The following is a 25,554-nucleotide window of genomic DNA, read 5'->3' on the forward strand; positions in this document are numbered from 1 at the left end:
GATGTGCATCCGTTTCGATATGCTTAAAGGGGCTGCTTTTTGTATATGGTTTGTGGAATGGGAACTACAGGGCGCTATTTGAGCTAAACGGGCTGTTTTTCGGCTGCAGACGGAAACTACAGGGTCTTAATAGCTCTGAAAACTTCCATTTCGCCCAATTTACATCATATAGCGGATCATAGTTCTCTCCAGTTTGCAGAAATGTTGATTTCCCGGAAAATAGAGGATCATAGTTCCCACAAACACACTGCCCAAGGGTCGCCACTAGATAAAGAAGGCAGCGATGGATGCCAGTAACAAAGGAGTTAAGCACATAAGCGGCTTAACTCCTTTGTGCCTTCGTCGTCTCAACATTTGTAAGGGCTTTCAAGATAAAGGAAAGGCAAGAAACTTCGGATTTGGTCTGTATTTTTTGGTATCTTTTCTTATCGTGTTCTGTGCGCTCTTGAAACGTCGCAATCTGCCAATCCGTGTCATCGCCACCGTTGCGAAATATCAACGGACGCAAATGAGGCTGTCCCAATAGTCATAAAATGACCGCGGAACAGCCTCTCATTAGAAGATTTGGACATAGCCGGTGAGTTTTTCACAAAAAAATGAGCTGCTATCCCCAATCATTTCTATGACTTATGGGACAGCCTTCCCAGCAGTTATGCTCCTGCTCTGTAAAAATACAGGAAAATTTCCCTCTAAATGGACCGCAGAAGCTTGTCAGGTGGTCATCATCCGAGCAATTAGAGGGAAATTTTCCAGTTACTTACCCTCGCCCTCCTCGTAAAGCATGGATTCTTATGAGATACGCATTTACGAACTAAAATAGTTCGGATATTTATGTAATAAAGCAAGCTTATCAAAACCCGGCAGCTTGAAATGTTTCCTGATGATGCATACCGCTTGCTCGGGGTCCTTGCTTTGAATGGCCTGCAGGATTACCTGATGCTCGCTTACCATGCTTTCCCAGAAGCCTGCATTCGGCTCCATCAAAAAACGGACACGGTTGCTATTCACTGATTTTTGCTGCAGCACAGCCCAAGTCCGCTCCATGTTCCCTCCGATGAAAATCCATTGATGGAACAGATCATCGAGCTCTATTAATTTGTTAAATTGCTTCGCCTCGATGGCACGCATCTGCTGACCCAGCAAAGTTTGCAGCATGGCAATTTGATCCGAGGTCATCCGCATGCAAGCCAAACGGATGACTTCCGCCTCCAGCTGCTCCCGTATGAAACCGCATTCATCTACATGCGCTAAATCGATTTTCGTAATATAACAGCCCTTCTGGGGAATAATTTCAACTAATTTGTCCTTGGAAAGTCTGGCAAAAGCTTCGCGGATCATTCTGCGGCTTACGAGCATCATTTCCGCTGCCATCGTTTCCGAGATCAGCATACCCGGTTTCCATATCAACTGAATCATGTTTTCCTTCAGCGCTTCATATACTTGGTCTCGAGCGGAACCGCTTAAATCATTAGTCTGCAGAAACATTGGATTCACCCCTAAGAAAAGATAGATTGCTTCAATTCATTTCACTAGGTCGGTTGGATTCATGCCGGTATATTTCTTAAACAAGTTGCTAAAATAAGGAACGTTCTTGTATCCGACTCGTTTGGCCACTTCATAGACCAACATATTGCGTTCCATGAGCAGCTCCTTAGCCTTCTCGATACGTACGCGCGTCAAATAATTGTTAAAGGTTTCTCCTGTTGCATTTTTAAATATAATCGCGAGATAATTGCGTGAAATGTACACCTTGCTTGTAAAATCAATGAGATTAATATCATCCATGTAATGCTCGTGGATATACTGAATCATGGAATCGACGACTTGCTGATGTTTGCTGTTCCCCTTGAATTCTCGGCTTGTGCAAATAACCGAAATCTTATCGTTAAGCCATTTCGCCAAATGCTCCGGCTTCGTGATTCCGGCCATTTCCATCACCACTTGCTCGTTGGGGAACATATCATCAAGCACCATCCCCACTTCGTACAAGCAGTAAGCAAAAATACCCCAAAGCTCCCCGGCCAGCATCTGCAAATAATCCGGAGTGATTGACTCCATATCCCTCTTGATGACTTCTAAATATGCCGTGATAATCTCGTAGGCCCTAACCTCTTGAGATACCTTAATCGCCCCGGCCAGCTCGGAATAAAATTTAACCGGGCGAATGCTGGCAGTTTCCTTTTCGCCTTTGGCTGCGCTGTTATACATGAATACATCATAGATGGGGGTGGGGCGCTGCTCCTTCAGATCCATGGCACGGAATGCTTCTTCGGTCGAATCAGGGATATCCGTCCAATTCGATTTGATGGTTCCAATACCGACCCGAACGGTCAACTTTAAATGAGCTCTTATGGATTCAATGATTCGGGTTGAGAGCTTACTCAGCTTCTCTAACGAGTCGGTGTATTCTTCATCCGGTTCCAGATGCAGCAGCAGCGCCGAGCGTGTGCTGTGCAGATTGGTATATTCGAATCCTTCAAACTGCTCCCCTGCTAACTCAGACACGATATTGCTAACGGCAAACCGGAATAAGTTCCAATCGGTCAACAATACTTCATTTGCACGTAAATCACGGACAATTTCGATTCCCAGTACAAGGTGCGTTTGATTTTGCCAATTACGAAACTGCGGCGGCAGCATAGACTCGTTCCATTTGCTGCTAAGTGTGCCCGCTACTGCGGATTGCACCCACTCCTTTTGGACAAAGGGTTCGTACATCGATAGTTTCTGCGCAAGATCAACCTGCTTCATACGCTGTTCTTCCTCATCTGTAAGCTCGCGAATCACTTTGGTAAGAACAGAGTTAAGCGTTTGCAATGAAATGGGCTTGGATACATAATCGCTTACTTGAAACCGTAAGGCTTGCCTTGCAAATTCAAAATCGGAATATCCGCTCAGAATGATGATTTTGCCTCGAAATTCATCTTCTCTCAGCCGCTCAATCATATCAATACCGTTCATGACAGGCATATAAATATCCGTAATGACGATATCCGGCTGAACCTCCAATACCATCTTCAGGCCGTCTGCTCCGGTCAGGGCTTCCCCGACGCATTCTGCATTCAGCTCTTCCCAAGGTATCGCGCACTTCATGCCCTGAAGCACTTGGCGGTCGTCATCGATGATTGCGATTCTCCACATAGTTCGGCGTCCTCCTAATCGAATGATAACATGATCTAACACACGCTTAAATGCGGCTAATGCACAAATTATTATAAAATCCATTCCGATTAATCATTGTTCTTCCCCCATGCTGCCGGATCAGGACGCGATGTCAGTGTCGGCAATGTGATGTGAACGCGCGTTCCCCCTTCATCACGGGGGGTCAATGCAACTCCGTACCTGCTCCCGAAGTATACCTTGATGCGTTCTTTTACATTCCGAACCCCATAACCTCCCGTATGGCGTTGGTGCGGACTGTCCGGCTTCATTTGATTTTGCAATCCAACCCCGTCATCCTCAATAACAATGCTCAATATATCATTGTTTACTTCAATGCGGATATGGATATGTCCTTCACTTCGAACGGCAAAACCGTGTATGATGCTATTCTCTACAAAAGGTTGCAAGATCAGTTTGGGCAGGAACAACTGCTTGATGTCGCTATTGATCGCAATGGAGTACTCCAGGCCGGTTTTCCAGCGCAATTGCTGGATCTCCAAATAGCTTTCCACATGCATCACTTCCTCGGCCAGTGTCACGAAGCTTTCTCCATTCGAAAGGCCTATGCGGAACATTCGCCCCATGAGTTCGATAATTCGGCTGATTTCATGCTGCCCCCGGGTAATGGCCATCCAGTTTAATTGATCCAGCGTGTTATATAAAAAATGAGGGTTGATATTCGCTTGCAAGGCCTCAATCTCCGCTTTGCGCTGCTGTTCATGACGGCGCTGCAGCGATTCGTACAGCTCCTCTATCCGTTCGTTTTGTTTGGAATATCCCAAAAACAAATACCCAAATTCATTTTCGTAATCCTGGGGCACATTAATTTTCTTTCCCCCTAACGAATAGGCTGACATCATACTGATTAAATATTTGATAGGTTTAGTAAACTGCTTGCTAAGCCACAGTGCAAGGATCAAAGTCAGCAGAATAGCTACTACGCCTATGATTCCTACTGCTTCAGCAAGCTTATATCCACCGGCCGAAATTTGCTCCCATGGCGTTACCTCGACCAGAACCCACTGTGAGTTTGGAGACTTGGAATACACAAGTAAATTATCTGCTAATCCGGCTTCGCCCCGAATCCGGGTATACCCGGAATCTTCTATTTTATGATCCAGCCACTCAGATAACTGTACATGGTTGGAGATATCCCCCGTATGTAGTAATAATTTGCCGGTATCGCTCAGGATAAGACGGTTAGCCTCTGTTGATTGTCCTGCCAGCGTAGATCGAATGCTTTCGGCCTTAATTTGGATAACTAGAATGCCTAAATATTTGTTATCATATATAATTTTCCTTGCATAACTCATAACAGGAACCGTCCCTTGGAAGCTGGGAATCAAATGCTCACTAGACCAAGTTGTATCATTATCTTGCAAAGCATCGAACCATATTCGGCCGGAAGCCTCGGATCTCTCCATAAATTGGATGTAACTTTTGGAATCGCCGAAAACAGGTTGATCCATATACAGATCAATTTCCTGAATCATGGGGATGGAGTAGGTAACATTGGCCAAGGTTTGCGCCACGTTCCTGGACTCTTGATATCGCTGATACTCATCCTTCTGCACTCTTAAGTATGAAATGAGCTGCTCGTCCCGAGATAACGAGAGGGAAATCTGTTCAATCGTTTGAAGCCGGGAGGAAATTTCCTTATTCAACTCCACAAGAAGTTTATGCTGATAATGCGATGTCGTTTGTGCCAGCTCATTGGACGACATTCGGAAGCTGATCAGGACCGTGGAAGCCAACACAATGACGATTAGCGTGGCAAAGCTGTAAAAGAACAATCGATCGATTCTATATTTTTTAAACGGATTGTGCATAGATGACCATCCTTCCTTCGGAATTCACGCTATTTGCAATCAAAGACCTGCCGATGATCGACAGGTCTTCGAGGTAAGCATGTTATTTAAAATAAGTTGGATATTTTTTCTTTAGTTCTTCTTTTTCAAATCGCACTTTGCTTAAATGCTCGCCCATAACGGTTTCCGCACGATCCGGGTCTCGCTCGCGAATCGCTTGGATAATCGCCTGATGCTGCTCAAGAATAAGCCCCCAGTCTTCGTCATCCGCAAGACGCAAAATTCGAACTCTGTTGTAATGTACGTTCATTTGCTCCAGCATGCTCCAGGTATGGGTTTTACCGCAGCCTACAATAATGGTCTTATGAAACTCTTCATCTAATTCAAAAAAGCGTTCATAATTTTTCTCGTCGACGCATAACTGCTGAAGGGAATGAAGATGCTGCAGCTGCATAACCTGTTCGGTCTTCAGATCTTGACAAGCTCTTCGCACAATTTCCCTTTCCATCGTTTCTCGTACAAAACGGGCTTCTTCCACAAGACCGAGATCAATCAGTGAAATATAAGTCCCCTTCTGAGGAACGGTCTCGATTAAATCTTCCTGAGCCAATAAAACCAATGCTTCTCGAATGGGGGTTTTGCTTACTTGAAGCATCTCGATAACTTCCTTCTCCGAAATGAGACGGCCGGGCTCAAGCTTTAACTCCATAATGTTGTTCTTCAGCGTATTGTACACATGATCCCTAATCAGCAGACCTTTGTTATCACGCGAAGAAACGGAAAGTTTCATGTCCACAGTGCAGCACTCCTCTTGAGTTCTCTAATATGATTAATCTACCAGATACGCGAAACCCATCAAAGGAGATACTTCACCTTCCCCTTCACAGCGGCCAAGCTTTGCAGATATTGAAATTTTGATGTTACTAGTAATACTAGTGCATATATTGTATAGTATATAAGATTAGAAATGCCATTTCAATACTATATAGCATTATTTCTCGTACTTATGCGCGGCGGCTTTCAGCTGTTCAAACGCTTCTTTGGGCGTGATTTTGCCAAAGCTGAGTTGATCCCTGACCAGCGGCCAATCTCTGTCAACATAATTGATCCAGCCGTTTGGACCGGGACTATAGGTTTGACCGTTTGTTAAAGTCGTATAAAACATGCTGAGTCCAGCCTTGTCGATTTCGCTCATATATTTTTCAATAGAAGCGGCAATCTCACGATTGACCGGCAGTCCACGGACTGTCTTTAATAGGGCTCCCGCTTCCGGATCGTTGATAAACCAATCAATAAACCTTTTAGCCTCTTTAGGATAACTGCTGCCAGAAGAAACTCCGAAGAACATGGAGGGCTTGAGCCAGCCTCCCGCCTGCTGCGACCTGGGCATGGTGACAAGCGCATATGTGCCTCTTTTTAAACTGTCCCAGCCGCCCAAATTGTTCGAGAAGGACATTCTCATCGTGATTTTTCCTGCCACCATCAAATCCAGACCGGGATCAAATTCCTTATCGGAGAGATTGATTTCCGGCGGGGGAACAATGCCATCCTTGCGCATTTGCTCAAATGTTTGGGTCCACTCCAGGAAAGTATTCTCGTCAACGTTGAACTTCCCGCCGTCCGTCATCACTTTATCCTTCCCTTTACTGTATTGAAAGGCGGAATAGGCGAAGTAATCCCCGGCAAAATCTTTCGTGAAATATACGCCCTTCGGCAGCTTGGGCTTTGATTCCCTAGCCATTTGGAAGAAGTCATCCCAAGTCCATCCGTTCTGCGGCGCCTCTATGCCTAGCTTCTCCAAGGCTGAACGGTCATAAATCATTCCATAAGCAACAGAGCCTAATGGCACCGCGTAGGATATCCCTTTGTACTGCCCGGAAGACAAAAGCTTCTGATCCACCTTGGACAAATTCACGCCGGGGTCCAGCGGAATCAATATTTGACGGCTTGCCCAATCCGAGATCCAGCCTGCATCGAGTTGCACAATATCGGGCGGATTTTTCGCTAAGGCTTGAGTATTAATCTTATCTAAGTAGCCCTCCAGACCGGAATACTCCGGTTCGAACGTAATGTTGGGAAATTTCTGTGTATATAAGCGTAAAACGGACATGGTTGCCTCATGGCGTTCTTGGGAGCCCCACCATGCGATCCTTAATTTGACTTTGCTTTCCCCCTGAGGAAGCTGATCTTTTGGTTGGGGTTGGGGGTTCATATGTAGGCACGAAGTAAGCAATGTTCCAAGAAAAATGCCTGCGAACAAGAGTAAGTGAAAGCGGTTCCACTTGACCATTAGTTTCTCCCCTAAACGGTTTATAACATGACTCGAACCATTGGCGCTTTTCTAATATATCATACTTTGCAGCATTTTTTTCTTGTTAATTTCCCAAAGGATAGGGAACTACAGGGCGCTATTCGGGCTGGGCGGGCTATTTTCTGCTTGGTGGAGGAACTATGGGGGTCTTATTTGCCCCGAACAGCCTTCCTACTGGTTCAAAAGAGCAAATTAGCGGAACGGAGTTCCCTTTGAATGGCCAAATGGCTCCCTGCTTAGCAAATAGCGGATTATTGTTCCCGCAATATGAAAAAGAGCCTGCCATCATGACAGACTCATCACATTTATTTTAAATTAATCATGTCTTTTGCTCATAAAATGCTAGATTTCCTTGTACAGATTCGGCGGCATATTCCTTGTACCGCTGCGCTACCTTCCCTTCGGCCGCATCCCCTTGATGGATAAATAGCCTGTGATTCATGGTCATGTTATCACCGCTGCTTAGCACTTTCCCGCCGCAGAAATGGAAGTTGGCAGGCGTGAACGGGCCATAGTCGCGAACAAACCACTGGGAAGCATAAGTCTCATTCTCTGGGTGGGAGAACACGGCAATGCCCATTTCAGCATATTCCTTGACAGCCGTCCCCTCTTTGCTGCGCATACTGCGAAACAGCTTGCCACTGTAATCCACCCACTCCGTGACGGTTCCAAAAATCTCAGCTTCCCCCATTTTTCCGTTGGCAGCCGATATAACCCCGGTATGATGACCGTTGATTTGCTCGTTAACGCGAATGAAAGGGAAGCCTCCTTCTTTCGTGTCGCCGAACTTCACATCACCGTTAACAGCATGAAGTTGTGTCGTTAGATCTACATATCTTGATTCGGGAGGCAGGTTGTATATTCTCATACTGCGAGTCTCCTGCAGCAAAAGATTGCCGTGCTCATCCTGCCAATCGATCAGCGTTGTCAGTTGACCAAAGACCGGGCCGCCGGACATGACCATAAATGCCTTATGCACTTGGCGGCCCTCGCCACGAAACTCATGGTAAAGCTTATGCCCGTTTACATCGTCGTGTCCCCACCAAAGCCCGTGATGATGCAGGTGATCGTCCGGCGCATCCTGAATCAGCGTTTTGCCGTGGGGCCCAATTAAGGGATAGTAGTACGGCTTGCCAACTTGCGGCGAATATAAATAGCGGGTGAACAGCTTGCCCTCAATGCTTACAACGACCCGGCTGTTCTCTTCCTGATGATCCAAATAAACGCCCGGTAGTTCATGCCAAGGATTATACTGCCGATCTTTGGGCGTCCCTTGACTGAGGGGCTTCGTTATTAAACAATCTATCGCCTTCGTTTGCAATTGAGCTTCTTTTAAGAGGATATAGAGAGCCCGCTCTTGCTTTACTTCCCATGGTGTTGCAGAATTACCGAACCGGTTAAGCTGGCAAGCAAATTCAACCCCGTTAGTCTCATCAACGGCATAAATGTCCGCCTCTCCGGCCCATGTTGCAATCCTGTTATAGGTTCCATCGTCCAATTCGACCTTCAACACGGTTGGCAGCGACGTAACAGAATGATCTAAAGTAACGGAGAACTTCATTTTTGACTCTATGGTCATGCTTCCAGCTCCTTATCTCTTCTCTCCGCTGACTGTGATTTCATTCGAGCTGAAACCGACAACCGAGTTTTTCTTATCATAAAAGCGTGGAGCGTTCGCCATAATTCCTTCGCGGGAATAGAACGGGCTATCCGACTTAAGCGGGAGCTGTACGGATGTACCCGTGCTGGCAGATTGATAAATGGCTGTAATGAGCTCGAGTGTTTTTCTGCCTTCTTGGCCTGTGACTAGTACATCCGTCAGACCGTTCTCTATAGCCGTCAAAACATTGTCAATCTGACCCTGGTGCCCCGTGTAATGCAGTGCAGGAACCTGGTTCGCAACCGCAGCGATTTCTTGCTCTAGCTCTGGATGAGCCTGAGGGAATCCGTTATCTTTGGACACGGAAGCCATCACCTTCCACGGCATCGACACACGCGCTTTCTCCCCTTGGAAAATCAACTGCTGCTCCTGCCCGTGATTCACAACCGAGCTTGTAATTTGAGCCAAAGCTCGCGGATAGGACAGAATCGCGATCGACAAATCCTCGACTTCCGCATTATCATGCGACGTATTGCTCATTACAGCTGTAATCTGGTCCGGCATGCCCATCATCCACTGAAACATATCAATATGATGGACGGCATGATTCAGCGTGCAGCCTCCGCCTTCTTTTTCCCATGTGCCTCTCCACCAGAGATCGTAGTATACGTATCCTCTCCACCAGAACGAGTCTACTTGCGCGTGAACAATTTTACCGGCTAATCCGGAATCCAGTACGGCTTTTAATTTCATGACCGAATCGCCGAAGCGGTTTTGGCTAACGATCGAAAGTATTTTACCGGAAGCCTCGGCCGCCTCGATCATCCTGTCACATTCCTCAAGGGAGGAGGCCATCGGCTTCTCGACAATGACATGCTTGCCGGCATTAAGCGCATAGACGGCAATATCCGCATGGGTATACGGCGGTGTGCAGACGGAAACCAGATCAATATCGTCCCGTGACAGCATCTCGCGATAATCGCTATAAATCATGCATTCCAGGTTATGTTTCTGTTTAAACTGCTCCGCCTTATCTGTGTAGATGTCGCACAAGGCGACAATTTGACAGCGTTCCCCCAAAGTTTGGTAAGCTTCCATATGGGCAGCCGAAATGGCGCCTATTCCAATAACAGCAACACGAATCATGACTCCTGGCTCCTTCGCTATAATAAATTCGGTTCCCCGTTTAGCAGGGAACCGAGTAATCCATTACATAAAGTTACTTTTGATCCTTGTAGAACTCCGCGTAAGCTTTTTTCTTTTCTTCCTTAACCGCTGTACCGCCCATTTCCATGTAAGCTTTTACTTGATCGTCGTATGCTTTATTGAAATCAGCGGTTTTGGCAGTAACGATTTTCGTCAACATTTCTTTTTCTTTTTCCTTCAAAATCGTTGCATACTTCACTTCAGCCTGAATTGGCGTATCGACACGCGGGATCGTATAAGCATCATTAGATCCGGCTTGAATACTCTTCACTGTGAAATCTTTGAAGTTCGGATCGGCTGCGTTGGCCTCGATATTTTTCTGCGGCTCATCCGGGCTCACATATTTACCGTTTAAGATAATGGCATAGTCATAGTAGTTATAGAGAATTTGTTTCGCTTCCGGAGTATCCAGGTTGATAGGTACGCCGTTACTGTCCAGTTTATAAGAAACGCCTTCCTTACCGTTTTGCAGAGCAAGGACATTTTTAGGTTCAGACATCCAGTTCAAATATTTCACTGCCGCCTCAACATTCGGGCTTGATTTTGGAACCATCAGATACGCGCCGTATGCCGGGTATTTCGGCTTCGGATGTTTGCCGTCTTTCGTTGAGAACGGATCAATCGCGACCAGTTCAGCACTCGGATTGTTCTTTTTCAAATTGGAATAATAGCCGTTATACACCGGTTCATTCGTATTAGGCGTACCAGCACCTGCAATTCCATTCACCATTTGCTGGGCGAAGGCTTGGCTAAAATCGGACGCCAGCGCAAAATCTTTATCAATCAAGCCGTCATTGTACATTTGGTTCAAGAACTTGAGACCGTCTTTATTTCCCGGCTGCTCCCAGTTCGGAGTGGCATACAGATCGGCCGGCGTTATTTTGCTCCAATCCCAGAAGGATTGAATCAACGGCTGCATGTGGAAAATATCGATATACGAATACGGGATTACTTTGCCGCCTGTATTTCCTGGATCTTTTTCTTTAAACGCCTTCATCGTTTGCAGGAATTGATCGGTCGTCGTCGGCACCGGCATATTCAGCTTATCCAGCCAATCTTTACGGATAAATGTTGTGGTTTGGGCCTGGATAACCCGGAGTGCAGGAATTGCATACTGTTTGCCGTTAAACATGCCGTCCGGTAGAGAAGGAGCAAGCACCTTTTTCAGCTGAGGACCAAATTTATCGATAACCGGCCCCAAATCCGCCAAACCGCCGCTTTGCGCATAGTTCTGAACCGTCGGCTTGTCATAAGTAAAGACAATATCCGGCGCAGAATCGGACGCCATCAATACGTTCAGCTTTTTAACCTCCTCGGAACGCGGTACCGTTACGAATTTGACCGTAATATTGTTCGGCTTGCCGAAGTTTTCTTGAATGTACTGCGTCATAAAGTTGTCGGTAATCGGTGGAGCGCCGGCCGGAGTATTCGCTCTATCGAATAGCTCCACGGTCAGGGTAATCGGTTTTGAAGTAGTCGGTGTAGGAGTTGCTGCGTTATTGCTGGCTGCTGGCGTCGTGCTGCTTTCGGTCGTGCCGCTTGGAGTATTGCTGCTGCAGGCAGTTAGTACTAAGCAGGATGCCATGGCTACTGTCAATGTAGTATGCACTGATTTATGAATCATTTTCCGCATTGTGTTGCCTCCCTTTAACTTGACTAATTATTATAGAACCTTCAGTTGGCAGTTTGTTGTCCGCCGAAGGGTAACTATCAACCTTTTACAGCGCCGACAAGCATCCCCGAAATGAAATAACGCTGCAGCCACGGGTATACGAGCAGGATCGGCACTGTGGAGAACATGATGCTGGCAGCCTGCAAGCTTTGAGGGATCGGCGTCGAGGAATTAAAGCCCTCCTGAGCGGAAGCATCGTTAGCCTGGCTGTTGATGACCATTTCGTAGAGCTTCAATTGGATAGGATACAAATGCTGATCATTGACGTAAAATAAGGCATCCTGAAACATATTCCATCGATCCACCGCAGAGTAAAGTCCGATCGTCGCCAATATCGGCAGCGAAAGCGGAAGCACGATTTTCAACAAAAATCTGAAATGCCCGCACCCGTCCATCCAAGCGGAATCTTCCAGTTCAGCCGGAAGCTGTGAAAAGTTGGTTTTCAAGATAATCAGCAGAAACGCATTGATCAAAATCGGTATAACTAAGGAGAATACCGTATTTAACATGTGAAGCTGCTTTATCAACAAATAATGCGGAATAATTCCCGGATTGAAAAACATCGTTATAATAATCAACAAGAAGAAGATATGCTTCCCTTTAAAATCCCTTCTGCTTAACGGATAAGCAGCCATAACGGTCACGATCATCGTTACAAGCGTATATCCGGCAACGAGCAGGATCGTAAACAGAAGCGAACGCAGCATGGCTAAGTCTCCAAGCACCGACTTATAGGCGCCCCAGTTCCATTCAACCGGCCAGAGGGTGACTTCACCAGACATAATCGGCCTGTTTCCGCTTAACGACAAAGCGAACATATGAATCATCGGCACGACACAAAACAAGCAGAATACACCGATTACAACGATAATAGCAGCATCTACAAATCTATTCGTAGGACTTCGATACATATATTCACCCCCTAGAAAATCCCCTGATTATTAACTCTTCTCGATATGAATTCAGCTGACAAGAGTAAAATGAGGCCGACAACCGACTGAAACAAACCGACAGCCGTAGCAAGCGCGAATCTCGCTGATTGAATCCCCACCGTGTAGACATACGTACTAATGACTTCTGAAACTTCCTTGACATACCCATTCTGCAGAACATAGGGCTGTTCAAAGCTGATATTCGCCATATTGCCGATCTGTAAAATGAACAGAACAATAATTGTCGGCTTGATGCCCGGCAATGTAATATGCCAGATCTTTCGCATACGGGAAGCACCGTCCACTTCGGCAGCTTCATATAATTCCTTATTAATTCCTGTGAGCGCCGCCAAATACAGAATCGTTCCCCATCCCGCATGGTGCCACAAACCGGTTCCTACATAAGTGGAGACCCAGTATATCGGTTTTTCCAGAAACGGAATCGGCTGGCCGCCGATCGACTTGATCATTTCGTTAATCGTGCCGGTATTGGTGGAAAGCAGCTCGATGGCCATGCCGCCGACGATTACCCAGGAAATAAAGTGAGGCAGGTACATCAACGTTTGGCTTACCCGCTTGAACCAGCTAATTCGGATTTCATTCAACATGATAGCCAAAATAATGGGAACCGGGAATGTAAGCAATCCCAAAACATTTAAGAGCAGCGTGTTGCGGAACGCCCGATAAAATTGAGGCAGCGAGAAAACTTCTCTAAAGACGTCTAATCCTACCCAATCACTGCCCCATACGCCTTTGAAGATGTTATAGTCCTTAAACGCAACTGCAACTCCCGCCATCGGAATATACTTAAAAATAATGAAGTAGGCCATCGGTACAATCATCAGGACATATAGCTGCCACTGGCGTCGAAAAAAAGACAAACGTCTTCGTTTAACTGCCACTGAGGATGTAGTCCGACTAATTTCAATTTGCATAAGCGTTCATCCTTTCAATGAGATTAATGAATGAGAAACCCTATATCAAAATTGAAACGCTTACATAACTTTGACTAACCATTGCTCTTTTGCGACTTAGTCTCATTAGCAGCATCTTCAAGTATTGATTGCATATTCAGATGAAGGCGATCTAACCGATACCACTGATATTCCTGGCCCCACTAAACTTATTGATCTAATTAGTCTAACTAGTATTACTAGTCTTCCAATAACTTCATTATAATTCAGCCTTGTAACCGATTGCAACACCTTTTTTTCAAAAATATCCCACGACACAACAAGGATAAACGACTTCGTCGTCCTTTTAGGACGCGCGCGTTTGTCAAGGTAGATGCGACGCAAAAGTATAAAACTTATACTTTCTTATCTACGGATAAAAACAGAGAAAGACAGCTGCCTGTCTCCCTCTGTCCTACTTTCTCTTTTTTTTACCAATTGAAAATCAACATGGCTAATTGGGCTAAATCTTCGATATCGATTTTGCCGTCTCCATTGAGGTCTAAGCTCGCGACCGAACTCCAGTCCGGATCTGCCGATGTTTTGCCATATGCTTTAACCATGATCGCCAAATCGCCGATGCTTACTTTATTATCATTGTTGATATCGCCCGGTATCGATACAATGACCAAGCTGCGGAACAATTGCAGCGCCTGAGCCAAGGCAGATTTCGCCTGATCTATTTCCTGCTGCGTCGCTGACGTATCATTAGCAACTTGCGCGGCTGCGTCAATCGCCGTATTCAGTGCCGCTTTCGATCCTACAGGATATTGGCCTACAAGCCTGCCTTCGGTTGCATTCGCATAAACGCCTTGTGCTTCCGCAATCAGTTGGGTCAGATCCTGCTTCTCGATAATGGCAATGTGAATACGATGCGAAGTTCCCGCAACATCATGTTCAACTCCATCACGGCCAGCCATCACGACATTGGAAATGTTCACATTGGCATCCCCGGATGCTGCATCCGATTTGGCTTTGAATTGCAGCTTCAAGAGAGCTCCATTCGGATTTGCCTGGAGATTACCGAAAAACACATTAATGAAGCGGATTTTGCCAGGCTCAATCACTTTATAATCGACCACTTGAAAATCCTTATTGAGCGAGGCAGGAGCAACGAATTCCAGCTTATACGTATCGAAGGTTACGGTCATATCTTGGGCAAGCGAATCCTGGCTGTATTCGTTCAACCCAAAGGTCAAATCAAACACATTGCCAGCCGAAGCGCTGTCAGGTCCTGTCAGGCTCGTTGCATTTATTACTTTCATATCAAAAACATAAGGCTGGACATTGACGTTGCCCGCTGCGTCTTTCAGCTGGGCAAGAATGAGTTTGCCGCCTGAAGCGACAGGCTTGTCAAACCCAATGGTGACCATGGTATTGTTCTCGCTCCAAGTGACGGTGTAGTCCTCGGCGAAGTTTGTGCCGAAACCGAAATTCTGCGGATCCATCGGATTCTCAAAGCCAATGGATACGCTCGTGGTGTCCGGCGTGATCACGGTGTTTTTGGGATTAAACGTAACCGCGCCAAGCTTGGTGGTCGGCCAAGGAAGCGATTCGGGTCTTACCCCGGTATCGGTATTTTTGTTCGGATATTGCGGCCAGTTGGGACTTGGGCCGATCTTGATGTTCGTAGACGGCCAGGACGGCGGCAATACGGACTTCGCTTTATTTAAATCATACGAAAATTGGAAATTAAAGCCTGGCAACGATTCAAGTTTTACGTCCTCCAAACGAACAACCCTGTTCGTGCCTGCCGTATAAGTGACCGGGAAGCCCGGGACTTCTTCTTGAAAGAAGGAGTGCTTGTTGGTGTTATCGGCATCAGCGCTCGAGTAGCCGGTGTTAATGGAAGCGCCGTATGTCAGTATCCAGCCGGGCTCCAACGCTTCGTTCACACTGGATGGAACCGGCACGTTGTTGGCGAAAATCTTAATAGCCTTCTGATCAATTTTGCTAGTAAAGCCGAAGACCCAACGTTGATCGCCAGTGTCATCGCCTGTAATGCTGGTGCGAAGAATCCCTGCGAGGTCATAGCTCTGGAGGTAGACTGACTTGTTATTCTTTGAACTGCCTACAGTCGAGAGCGCATAGCGGCCTGCCTTGACCTTATCGGCGCTAAGTGTAAATGTCGCAACGCCGCCAACGACATCAGCCGTATAGGTGTCTGCTCCTGTGTTCAACTGGACCTTCGGAGCGTCGGAGTAAGCCTTGATCGTTGCCGGATAGTCCGCTGTCAGCATCTCGTTCGTCGTATAGAGCGAATAATTGCCCGGCTGAGACCAGCGAATATACGAACTGTCTACTTCGTACGGATAAACGGACATGCTCCACACTCCGTTATAGGTTGCAGCAGGATGAAGCGGCGGGTTCACGTTAACGCCGAGCGTATCGGGCCCTTCGACCTTGAGCGGATCGCCATACTTTCCGCCGTGGAATTCACGGTCCATAACGGCGAGCATGTAGGCGTGGTCGCGATCTTGGAACGCATGCGCGCCGTCATGAACGCGGACAGCGATGTTATCGCCAACGCCGAGAAGCTCGTAAACCTCTTTGGCTGCGACAGTGGCAAGCACAGTACCCGGCGAACTCAGCCAGTCAAAGCCCTCTCCGGTATAGGTGATAAGCGGACGAGGAGCAACCAGCGCAGCAAGTGCGTGCGAGTCAAAAGGAAGTCTGTCCAGATCATAGCGGAACTCCTCAGCCTTAACGTCCAGCCAATGAGCCTCAGCGGTACTGAGCAGGTTGGTCGGCTTTTCATTGCGGAAGAAGCTCCGGTTCATATTGGAGTTGCTGTAAGCGGCGTTGGGAGCACCGGTGCTGCTGTTAGGCACGTTATAGTTGTAAATACGGCCTTCGGAGGTATATCGCATAGACGCAATGCCTCCCTGGCCGGGATCGACAGGCACGACAATGCTGATGCGCTCATCGAACGCGCCGGCGATTGCAGCGGCCTTACCGTTGCGCGAAACCCCCGTGACAACCGAGCGGGTCGGATCGATCAGTCCTTGATACGCCCCGTTTTCCAGCGCGTCAATGGTCCGGGAAATTCCCCACGCCCAGCCCATCAGTGCGCCGGAATTGCCTTCGTATGTATCCTTGTTAAAAGGATAAAGCGTCGTATACAGGCCGCTTCGGGCAGCGCTGTCGCTGTAGATCGTGCCGGTAGGATTGTTCATCACTGCGTAACCGCGACGCAGGAACGCGTTGCGCATGTTGGCGGACACGCCGCCGCCTACGCCGATAACGAAGGGGTAGGGAGGCGCGATGTTGGTTTCGCCGCTTTTCAGATCGGCATCCGCCACTCCCGGTTTGTATGTCGGGACGTAAATGCCGGTTACGCTGTAGCTGCCGGATTTGTTATTGTCCGGGTTTTTAACGGTAACCGTGAGCGTTGCGTTATTCGTGCCTAAGTTGCCTGAATAGGTTACGTTCTCTTTCGGGGTCTTCATTTCATAGCCGTAGTAGTAGTATTGCAGCAGATCGGAGAGCTCCGTACGGCGCTGCGTCCATTCATTCTTAGTGGTCACATAGCCGTTCGTGCCCTTCTTGGGGTCAAGAAGCTTGAACAGGTCGGGCAGCCCTTCCGAGCTGGGCAGCTTGCTGATATCGGTGGGGAAATATTCGCGTCCCGCTGGCGGCTGGGCTTTAGACGGACCTTGATTGGACGGATAGTAATTATTTGTCGCAAAGGCGGCAGGTACCATTGAGAATAGCAGGGATACGCCCAGGACGGCGCTTAAGATTTTTTTCTTGGCTTTCATGCAGCTTCCTCCTAATTTGAATTATGCATTTCTTAGGTAGGCGGATATGCACGCATATCGGTCATGGTAGGCATGAGGGTCGACCAAAAATGAAATCGCTTCCATTTTCAAGAGGAATGAAACATGTGACATTCGGACTGACCCAAAAAAGTGATGACCTCCTTCCTCCCGTAATTGACGACTAACATTTCAAGGATTTCTTATATTACTAGTAATACTAGTAATACTTTAAATTGATTATAAATGAAACGTAAAGCAATTTCAATCATCTTCCAGCGATTCTGAAAAAATACTTTATTTCTTGCTTCAACGACACAATCTCCCTATAAAAAAAGCAGTCCTGTTAAATGCAACAACAGAACTGCTTTTGATGGTTTGAAGGTTTTACCAGTTGAGAATCAATGAAGCCATTTGGGCTAAATCTACGATATCGATGATGCCGTCTCCATTGAAGTCTAAGCTCGCGACCGAACTCCAGTCCGGATCTGCCGACGTTTTGCCGTATGCTTTGGCCATGATCGCCAAATCACCGATGCTTACTTTATTATCATTGTTGATATCGCCCGGTATCGATACAATGACCAAGCTGCGGAACAATTGCAGCGCTTGAGCCAAGGCAGATTTCGCCTGATCTATATCATGCTGCGTCGCTGACGTGTCATTAGCAACTTGCGTGGCTGCGTCAATCGCCAAATTCAGTGCAGCTTTCGATCCTGCAGGATATTGGCCCACAAGCCTGCCTTCGGTTGCATTCGCATAAACGCCTTGTGCTTCCGCAATCAGTTGGGTCAGATCCTGTTTTTCGATAGTGGAAATGTGAATACGATGCGAAGTTCCCGCAATTTCATGTTCAACTCCATCATGGCCAGCCATCACGACATTGGAAATCGTCACATCGGCATCCCCGGATGCTGCATCCGATTTGGCTTTGAATTGCAGCTTCAAGAGAGCTCCATTCGAATTTGCCTGCAGATCGCCGAAAAACACATTAATGAAGCGGATTTTGCCAGGCTCAATCACTTTATAATCGACCACTTGAAAATCCTTATTGAGCGAGGCAGGAGCAACGAATTCCAGCTTATTCGCATCGAAACTTACCGTCATATCTTGAGCAAGCGTATCCCGGCTGTATTCCTTCAACCCGAAGGTCAGGTCAAACACATTGCCGGTTGAAACCTGCTCCGGCCCTGTCAGGCTGATTGGATCGGAACTGCCGGATGATGCCGTAACGGTCACAGAGGCGGTTGCTTTCAGCGTGGTTCCCTGCACCGTACCCGTTACGGTAAAACTTCCTTCGTTTGCGTAACTGGAAGGGTCAACAAAATGCCAGATGACAGGTAGTTCCGGCTGGGCACCTGAACTATAGACGGCTGTTACAACGGTGGGCAGAAGAGGTGCTGTCCCTACCTTTGTAACGATGTCAACAGGGCGAATAGACAGTACATTGTCGGTGTATGGAACCAAAGAAGCTTCGTCTACATATAAAGTATCCGTCCCTGAGTCCGTATATACGATCTTCAGTTTCTCAAATTCCATGTTTGGCTTTTCAAAGGTAAATACGGTATCGACTTGCGACCAAACCATCGCTTTCAGATTGCTTCTCTCGGCAACCGTTTTGGTATACACCACATTTCCTGCTGCATCAAGAGCAATCAAGTTGATTTTCCCCGTCACTCCTTCTTTTGCAGGCATAAAGAAGCCATTAACTTTATACTTCGCGTTAGCAATTACCTTATTCGTTACAACTTGGGCGATGCCGTTCGCCGCTTCCTGTCGATTCGTAATCATAACCGAATAAGCCGTTGTCGAGGAGGACGCTGTCGGAGGAGCGGAATAGTTCTGGTTCGTTGTTCGATCGAACGTTGTGCCTGCTGGGCCATACGCTCTTTCCCATGCTGCTGCCGGCGCATCTTCAAAACTTCCATTCGTCAAAATGCTTCCGGAAGGAAGTACGGTTTGGTCAAACTCAAAACGGTCGATATGGAACAACTTCGATCCATTTCCGTGAAACACCATGTAAACATCGTGATAACCGTTGGCCGCATTGTCTCCCGTATCGATCTGGGTCGGATAGGACGCATAGGCGTCGCCATTGTTTTTGCCCGGAATGTTGAATGTGCCCACCACTTTGCCCGCAGCCGGATCATCGATCCGCACTTCGATGAATCCGCCGTCTATGGAGGCAGCTACAGCATTCATGCTGAGCACATGCCGCCTGACAATACCGCCGTTGGCGGAGCCATCAGCAAAGTTGACATTGGCAAATTTAATATAGCTGCCGTTCGAGACGCCGGATAAAGCTTCATTGGCACCGCCCGGAATGATGGGGAACGTTCCGGATGCCCCGTCATTGTCTTCCGCTTCAAGGGTAGAGAAAATGTCCCTTTTAGTCGTCAGCCCCGGAAGATTATGATCATTGCGGGGAACAAACGTGATGACGGAATTTGCCGGAATGTTTGCCTGGAAAGATCCGTCCGTAATGGCTATCGCATCAAGAAGCTTTTGGTTTTCACTGGCTGACGTGCGATAACCGACAACGGAGGACGTACCTGCCGGAAAGTTGTCCAGTTTGAAGCTTACAGTTTGATTCTCTGTTCCGCTATTGACGGCTATGATAGCAAATTCGTTATTCTTAGGATTCTTATAAGCGGATACGTTCATCCCTTTCGCCGGGACCCGGGTAGCGTCAATCCGAATATCGCCGGGGTTGATAAAACGGGAGAAGTTGCCAAACGTATATAAACGTTTAAATACTCTGTACAAACCTGTAACGGTGGAGCCGTTTCCTTGGGGTGAACCCGTCGTAGCTAACCGAATCAGGTCCGAACCGTCAGCGCCATTATTCCCGATCGGCCACCACCATTGAAACGAGTTGAACCCGGGATCGCTTGTAAACATGTTCGTTAGCAGGTTGGCCCATTGGACACCGTCGGTTATCGTCTGATTCGCATAAGTTTGCGTATTGGCGGCGGCCGAGGAGTTTGCCGTGTTCTGTGTCATGAATTCCGTTTGCCATAATTTGAAGTTTCGCAAAAGATCCGGATAAACGCCGCCTGCGCCTGTAGAAGTAATCGGACCGTTATTGAAGTTTGAAGTCCCGTATAAGTGTGTCGAGAATACGCCTACATATTTGCTGGATGCCGGATCCTCGAGCATTGGGCGCCCCAAACTCAGCGAAGCGTTCAAATTCGTTCCCTCGGGAGCCACGATCACGGGAGGGGCCATGCCCAATTCCGCAAATTTGCCTCCATCGATAGCTTTCTGAAGCGTCGGTCCCAAATAATTTTGCATAAAATCTTTATATTCCGCTGCGGTTATGACAAATCCCGAGTAGGAAGCATGCGCCGCTTCCGACTCATTCGCCGGTCCGATATGCGTAATCCCAATACCGAATTCACGCTTATACCCAATTGCATATTGAACGAGGTAATCGGCGTAATCCTGATAGTTCTCCGCTTTCAATTTGGCACCGTTCTGACCCAGCACGCTGTTGTTCGTCTTCATCCAGTACGGAGGCGACCAAGCATCGGCATAGAATGTCTTGACGCCATAATTCATCGCTTCCTTCATAATCCAAACTTGCGACTCGTCAAACTGCGCCTTACGGGACGCCCAGTCCGGCTGATCCCAGACGAAGCCTTCGTTCTTCTCCGGCCAAATCGAGTCCGTTGGACCGTCATAGAAGCGATTGCCCCACTCCGCCTTTGTGGCAGCGTTTACAATTCCGCCGTCTCCAAGATTAACACGGACGATATCAAGCCCAATCCCTTTCTCATGGCTAAAAACCAAATCTAAGAGCTCACGACCCGCAACCGGGTCTTGCTCATAAATTTGTTTGATGCCTGCGGCTTTATTAAAGGCAAAAGCACCTCCAAGCCCGTCCATCACTTGCTTCTCATTGTTCCAGTCAACCACACTTACCGCTGTTGCCCCTTTGGCCTCTGGCATAGGCAGCCAGCCTAAAACCAAGGAAAGGCATAAACTTAAACAAAGCGCTCCTCGGAGACTTGCTTTCAACAACATGGATCACTCTCCTATTCCTGGATTTCTTATTGCGAAATATGCTTCACTGACCTGCAACGATCAAATAAAACGAAGACCTCCCTCCACGCAGTCGCCTGCATAAACTCCACCAACTTGTGCAACTAGTAATACTAGTAATACTTATTACTGATTATAAGTGATATCACGAACAATTTCAATAATATTCCAACGGCTGCAAAAAGAAATACCGTCAGGCAGCTTTCTCCTGACGGTATTTTGTAAGGCTCTGGGTAAGTGGTTTCCTCCGCAGAATTGCGGGGAGCTGTTGGCTAACATGCTGTGCTTGAAGTAGCGTTCGGAGTCGTCCCCGGAGTATCGCAAGGATCGCCCGCCGTGAAAGGGAACTCCATTCCCTTATTTAAATGAAAAGCGGGAATGCAGCGGTTCGAGGGGAACTACAGGGTCTTAATTGAGCTCTATCGACCAAATATCTGTCCTCCGTTGCGAAATAGCGGACCCTAGTTCCCTCTCCCTCGCTCAAAGCGCTGCTTTTGCTCAAATAGCACCCTGTAGTTCCCCTACCCTACCTGCCCGCTCTAGCCTGATACCGACCGGACGGTCTACCATTCCCCCGCAACCGCGCAGACATTCGCCTAGTTGGCCTGCTGCTCAGCCAAAGCTTTTTTACCCGCTTCCAAGACGGCGAGAATCCGCTCCACATCGTACACACTCCCTGCCCAAGTTCCCCCGCTGACAGACTGCAAGGCAGCCCATAAACGGGTATCGTCAGGAAGTCTTTCGTCTGCGGCAAGCTCCGGGTGCGGGTCGCGCCCAGCAAGCACGCGGGCTCCTTCTTCCGGGGTCAGCACATCGTCGCCTTCGCCCAGAAAGTGGATCGTACCTTCCAAACTGTTACGATTAACCATGATGTCGATGATATCGCCATCCCGCAGCTTGCCGATCGGACCGCCAGCCAGCGCTTCAGGTCCAACATGGCCGATGCAGGCACCTGTGGATACCCCCGAAAAACGCGCATCGGTTATTAAGGACACATATTTGCCGAACGACAGATGCTTGAGGGCCGAGGTTAGTTGATAGGTTTCCTCCATCCCGGTCCCCGATGGTCCGCGCCCGATCAACGCCATAATATCTCCGGCTTGAATGCCGCCGTTCTTGATGGCCGAGATGGCCGCTTTCTCCGAGGTAAACACCTTGGCTTTGCCCCGATGCCGGTAAACGCCATCTTCTCCGACTGTAGTTGGATCAATCGCCGTCGATTTAATGACCGATCCTTCCGGAGCCAAATTCCCCATAGGAAACGTAACGGTGGAGGTCAATCCTCGCGCTTTGGCACGTTCCGGACTCATAATGACATTGTCGGCATCGATGCCGTCCATCTCCATAAGCAAGCTTCTCATCCGCCCCCGGCGCTCGCTCGTTTCCCACCAGTCCAGCACCGTGCCCAGCGTTTCGCCGGTTACGGTTAACGCTTGTTCTTTCAGCACTCCCAAACGCCGCAGATGCAGCATTACTTCCGGCACCCCTCCGGCCAGAAACACTCTCACCGTCGGATGATATTCCGGACCGTTCGGCAAAACGCTGACTAATCTAGGCACACTTTTATTGATCCGAATCCAATCTTGTACGGTCGGCACGGGTAGCCCCGCCGCATGAGCGAAGGCGGGGATATGCAGCAGCAAATTGGTCGATCCGCCAAAGGCCGCATGAACAACCATCGCATTGTGGATAGACGCTTCGGTCACAATATCCTTCATCCGGATTCCTTTCTCCTCCAGCGTCATCATCGCGCGGGCCGACTGCCTTGCCATCTCCTCCCATATGGGCTGGCCAGAGGGAGCCAGCGCAGCATGCGGCACCGTCATGCCCATTGCCTCTGCAATCACCTGCGAAGTAGCCGCCGTGCCAAGAAACTGGCACCCTCCGCCCGGTGTGGCGCAGGCCCGGCAGCCAAGATCGGCGGCGTCTTCCAGGCTGATTTCGCCACTCGCATACCTTGCGCCGATGGTTTGGATTTTCCCGGCATCCTCGCCCTCCGTCGGCGGTAATGTCACCCCGCCGGGCACGATGACGCAAGGGAGCTCGTGCATGCCGGCCAATGCGATCATCATGGCAGGCAGTCCCTTGTCGCAGGTTGCCACACCGAGCACGCCTTTGCGCGTCGGCAAAGAGCGGATGAGCCGCCGGAAAACGATCGCTGCATCGTTACGGTACGGAAGCGAGTCGAACATTCCTTCCGTCCCCTGAGACCTGCCGTCGCAAGGGTCGCTCACATATCCGGCAAAAGGAACTCCCCCGCTTTCTGAGATCACCTCTGCCGCAGCCTGCGTCAGCAGGCCGACTTCCCAGTGACCGGTGTGATAGCCAAGGGCGACAGGACTGCCGTCTTCCTTGCGTATGCCTCCTTGCGTGCTTAACAAAAGATACTGTTTGCCCTTCAAACGAGAAGGCTTCCATCCCATTCCCACATTTTGGGTCAGCCCGAACAACTCTCCGCTTGGAGCATGCAGCAGCATTTCTTTGGTTAGTGGCAATGAGCCTTGCGGGCCCTGTGCGTGCGTATGAATCTTATACAAATCGTTATTTTCACTTGTCATAATCGATTGTAATTGCTCTGTCATCCACCTTCACCCCTCCGAATCAGGTTTCATAGCACACGAAATGCGCTTACGCTTTGAGAAAGACCGTTTTGATCGAGGTGAAAAATTCAATAGCCGCCTGACCTTGTTCGCGCGAATGCGAACTTGACTGCTTCATGCCGCCGAACGGAGCCTGCAGCTCCACCCCGGCTGTCTCGGCATTAATTCTTACCAGACCGGCGTCCATATCTTGAATAAACGCAAGAATATGACTAATATTTTGCGTGTAAATGGAAGCGCTCAGACCATAATCCGAATCATTAGCCACTTCAATGGCTTCTTCCATCGATTCGACCTGAATCAGCGCGAGGACCGGGCCGAATATTTCTTCCCGGGCAATCGCCATTTCCGGAGTCACTTTATCGAACACAGTAGGCTGAATATAGAAGCCTTCGGCGAGATCCGGATGGTCCGGTGCTGCGCCGCCGAATAACAGCTCGGCTCCTTCCTCGATCCCTTTTTGAATGTAGGATTGCACGGTTTGCAGTTGATTTTCATTTGCGCAAGGACCGAGCCATGTACCTGCATCCAGGCCGTGACCCACGGTTATCCCTTTTAATTTGTTCAGGAGCTTTTCTTTGAATGGTTCATATACATCACGATGCACGATGACACGGCTTGTAGCTGTACATTTCTGTCCTGTCGACCGGATTCCGCCAGAGATCGTGGCGTCAACCGCCAAATCCAAATCGGCATCTGCAGCGATGATGATTGGATTTTTGCCGCCCATCTCAAGCTGATATTTCGCTCCTCTGGCTAAGGCCGCCTGACCCACACGTTTGCCGACCTGGTTGGAGCCGGTAAATGTAATTCCGTTTACATCCGGATGTTCGGCAAGACCTTGCCCGATAACGGATCCGCTGCCCGTCACCAAATTCAAAACCCCCGCAGGGAATCCCGCTTCCGCCAAGCATTCCACGACTTTAGCAGCCGTCACGGCTGTCTCCTGAGCCGGCTTCAGCACAACCGCGTTGCCATAGATTAAGGCAGGCGCCATTTTCCATATCGGAATCGCCACGGGGAAATTCCAAGGTGAAATAACGCCAACCACCCCTAGCGGCACGCGGGTCGTAAACATCAGCGCTTCGCTATCCGTAGACGGAATGACGTCCCCGATCTTCCGCATCCCTTCACCGGCATAGTAACGCAGGATGGCAATTCCCCGTGTAGTCTCCCCTTTTGCTTCCGGGAGCGTTTTGCCCATTTCACGCGTCATCGTCTCCGCGATCTCATCGATGCGTCTTTCCAGCGCATTGGCCGCTTTAAACAAATAATCGCCTCTTACTGAGCCGGGCAGCTTTCTCCAACCAAGCTGCGCCGCCTTCGCGGATGCAACGGCTTGGTTCAGATCTTCCAATGAAGACGACTGCACATAGCCTACGACTTCACTTTTTCTAGCAGGATTCATACTTGGAACGGTTTGTCCTGTTGCTCCCGGACGCCACTCCCCGTTCATATAATTCAAATACGTTTGCCCTCCGACAAATACGGATGTCATATAAATTCCT

Annotated in this window: 14 protein-coding genes; all 14 read right to left on the reverse strand. The window is 48.5% G+C overall.

Going from position 1 to position 25,554, the window contains the following annotated elements:
* Positions 1-804: 804 nt before the first annotated feature.
* On the reverse strand, positions 805-1,485 hold the full coding sequence (locus GC097_RS28650) for a GntR family transcriptional regulator (RefSeq protein ID WP_171686693.1): 681 nt from the start codon (positions 1,483-1,485) through the stop codon (positions 805-807).
* A gap of 36 nt (positions 1,486-1,521) precedes the next feature.
* Positions 1,522-3,141 (reverse strand): response regulator transcription factor, encoded by a 1,620-nt coding sequence (locus GC097_RS28655; RefSeq protein ID WP_171686694.1) that lies wholly within the window; start codon positions 3,139-3,141, stop codon positions 1,522-1,524.
* 89 nt (positions 3,142-3,230) lie between these two features.
* Positions 3,231-4,991 (reverse strand): cache domain-containing sensor histidine kinase, encoded by a 1,761-nt coding sequence (locus GC097_RS28660; protein ID WP_171686695.1) that lies wholly within the window; start codon positions 4,989-4,991, stop codon positions 3,231-3,233.
* 82 nt (positions 4,992-5,073) lie between these two features.
* Complete coding sequence (locus tag GC097_RS28665) at positions 5,074-5,760, reverse strand: GntR family transcriptional regulator (protein ID WP_171686730.1); 687 nt, start codon at positions 5,758-5,760, stop codon at positions 5,074-5,076.
* 201 nt (positions 5,761-5,961) lie between these two features.
* Positions 5,962-7,080, reverse strand: coding sequence for an ABC transporter substrate-binding protein (locus GC097_RS28670; protein WP_246294515.1), 1,119 nt, complete (start codon positions 7,078-7,080; stop codon positions 5,962-5,964).
* A gap of 520 nt (positions 7,081-7,600) precedes the next feature.
* On the reverse strand, positions 7,601-8,860 hold the full coding sequence (locus tag GC097_RS28675; RefSeq protein WP_171686697.1) for a DUF6807 domain-containing protein: 1,260 nt from the start codon (positions 8,858-8,860) through the stop codon (positions 7,601-7,603).
* 12 nt (positions 8,861-8,872) lie between these two features.
* A complete protein-coding gene (locus GC097_RS28680) occupies positions 8,873-10,027 on the reverse strand; it encodes a Gfo/Idh/MocA family protein (RefSeq protein WP_171686698.1) in 1,155 nt (384 codons plus the stop codon).
* A 73-nt stretch (positions 10,028-10,100) separates the two neighbouring features.
* A complete protein-coding gene (locus GC097_RS28685; protein WP_246294516.1) occupies positions 10,101-11,720 on the reverse strand; it encodes an extracellular solute-binding protein in 1,620 nt (539 codons plus the stop codon).
* A 77-nt stretch (positions 11,721-11,797) separates the two neighbouring features.
* The gene (locus GC097_RS28690) at positions 11,798-12,670 is read right to left on the reverse strand and encodes a carbohydrate ABC transporter permease (protein WP_171686699.1); all 873 of its coding nucleotides are present in this window, start codon (positions 12,668-12,670) and stop codon (positions 11,798-11,800) included.
* Positions 12,671-12,681: 11 nt separating this feature from the next.
* Complete coding sequence (locus tag GC097_RS28695; protein ID WP_171686700.1) at positions 12,682-13,626, reverse strand: ABC transporter permease; 945 nt, start codon at positions 13,624-13,626, stop codon at positions 12,682-12,684.
* 449 nt (positions 13,627-14,075) lie between these two features.
* On the reverse strand, positions 14,076-17,405 hold the full coding sequence (locus tag GC097_RS28700) for a glucuronyl esterase domain-containing protein (protein WP_171686701.1): 3,330 nt from the start codon (positions 17,403-17,405) through the stop codon (positions 14,076-14,078).
* Positions 17,406-17,789: 384 nt separating this feature from the next.
* Entirely contained in the window at positions 17,790-21,428 is a 3,639-nt protein-coding gene (locus tag GC097_RS28705) for a carbohydrate-binding protein (RefSeq protein ID WP_171686702.1), read from the reverse strand.
* 614 nt (positions 21,429-22,042) lie between these two features.
* Entirely contained in the window at positions 22,043-24,028 is a 1,986-nt protein-coding gene (locus GC097_RS28710; protein ID WP_171686703.1) for a YjhG/YagF family D-xylonate dehydratase, read from the reverse strand.
* Positions 24,029-24,074: 46 nt separating this feature from the next.
* On the reverse strand, positions 24,075-25,544 hold the full coding sequence (gene gucD, locus GC097_RS28715) for an alpha-ketoglutaric semialdehyde dehydrogenase GucD (protein ID WP_171686704.1): 1,470 nt from the start codon (positions 25,542-25,544) through the stop codon (positions 24,075-24,077).
* Between the last annotated feature and the right edge of the window lie 10 nt (positions 25,545-25,554).

It is taken from the genome of Paenibacillus planticolens (assembly GCF_013141725.1).
Classification (GTDB): Bacteria; Bacillota; Bacilli; order Paenibacillales; family NBRC-103111; genus Paenibacillus_E; species Paenibacillus_E planticolens.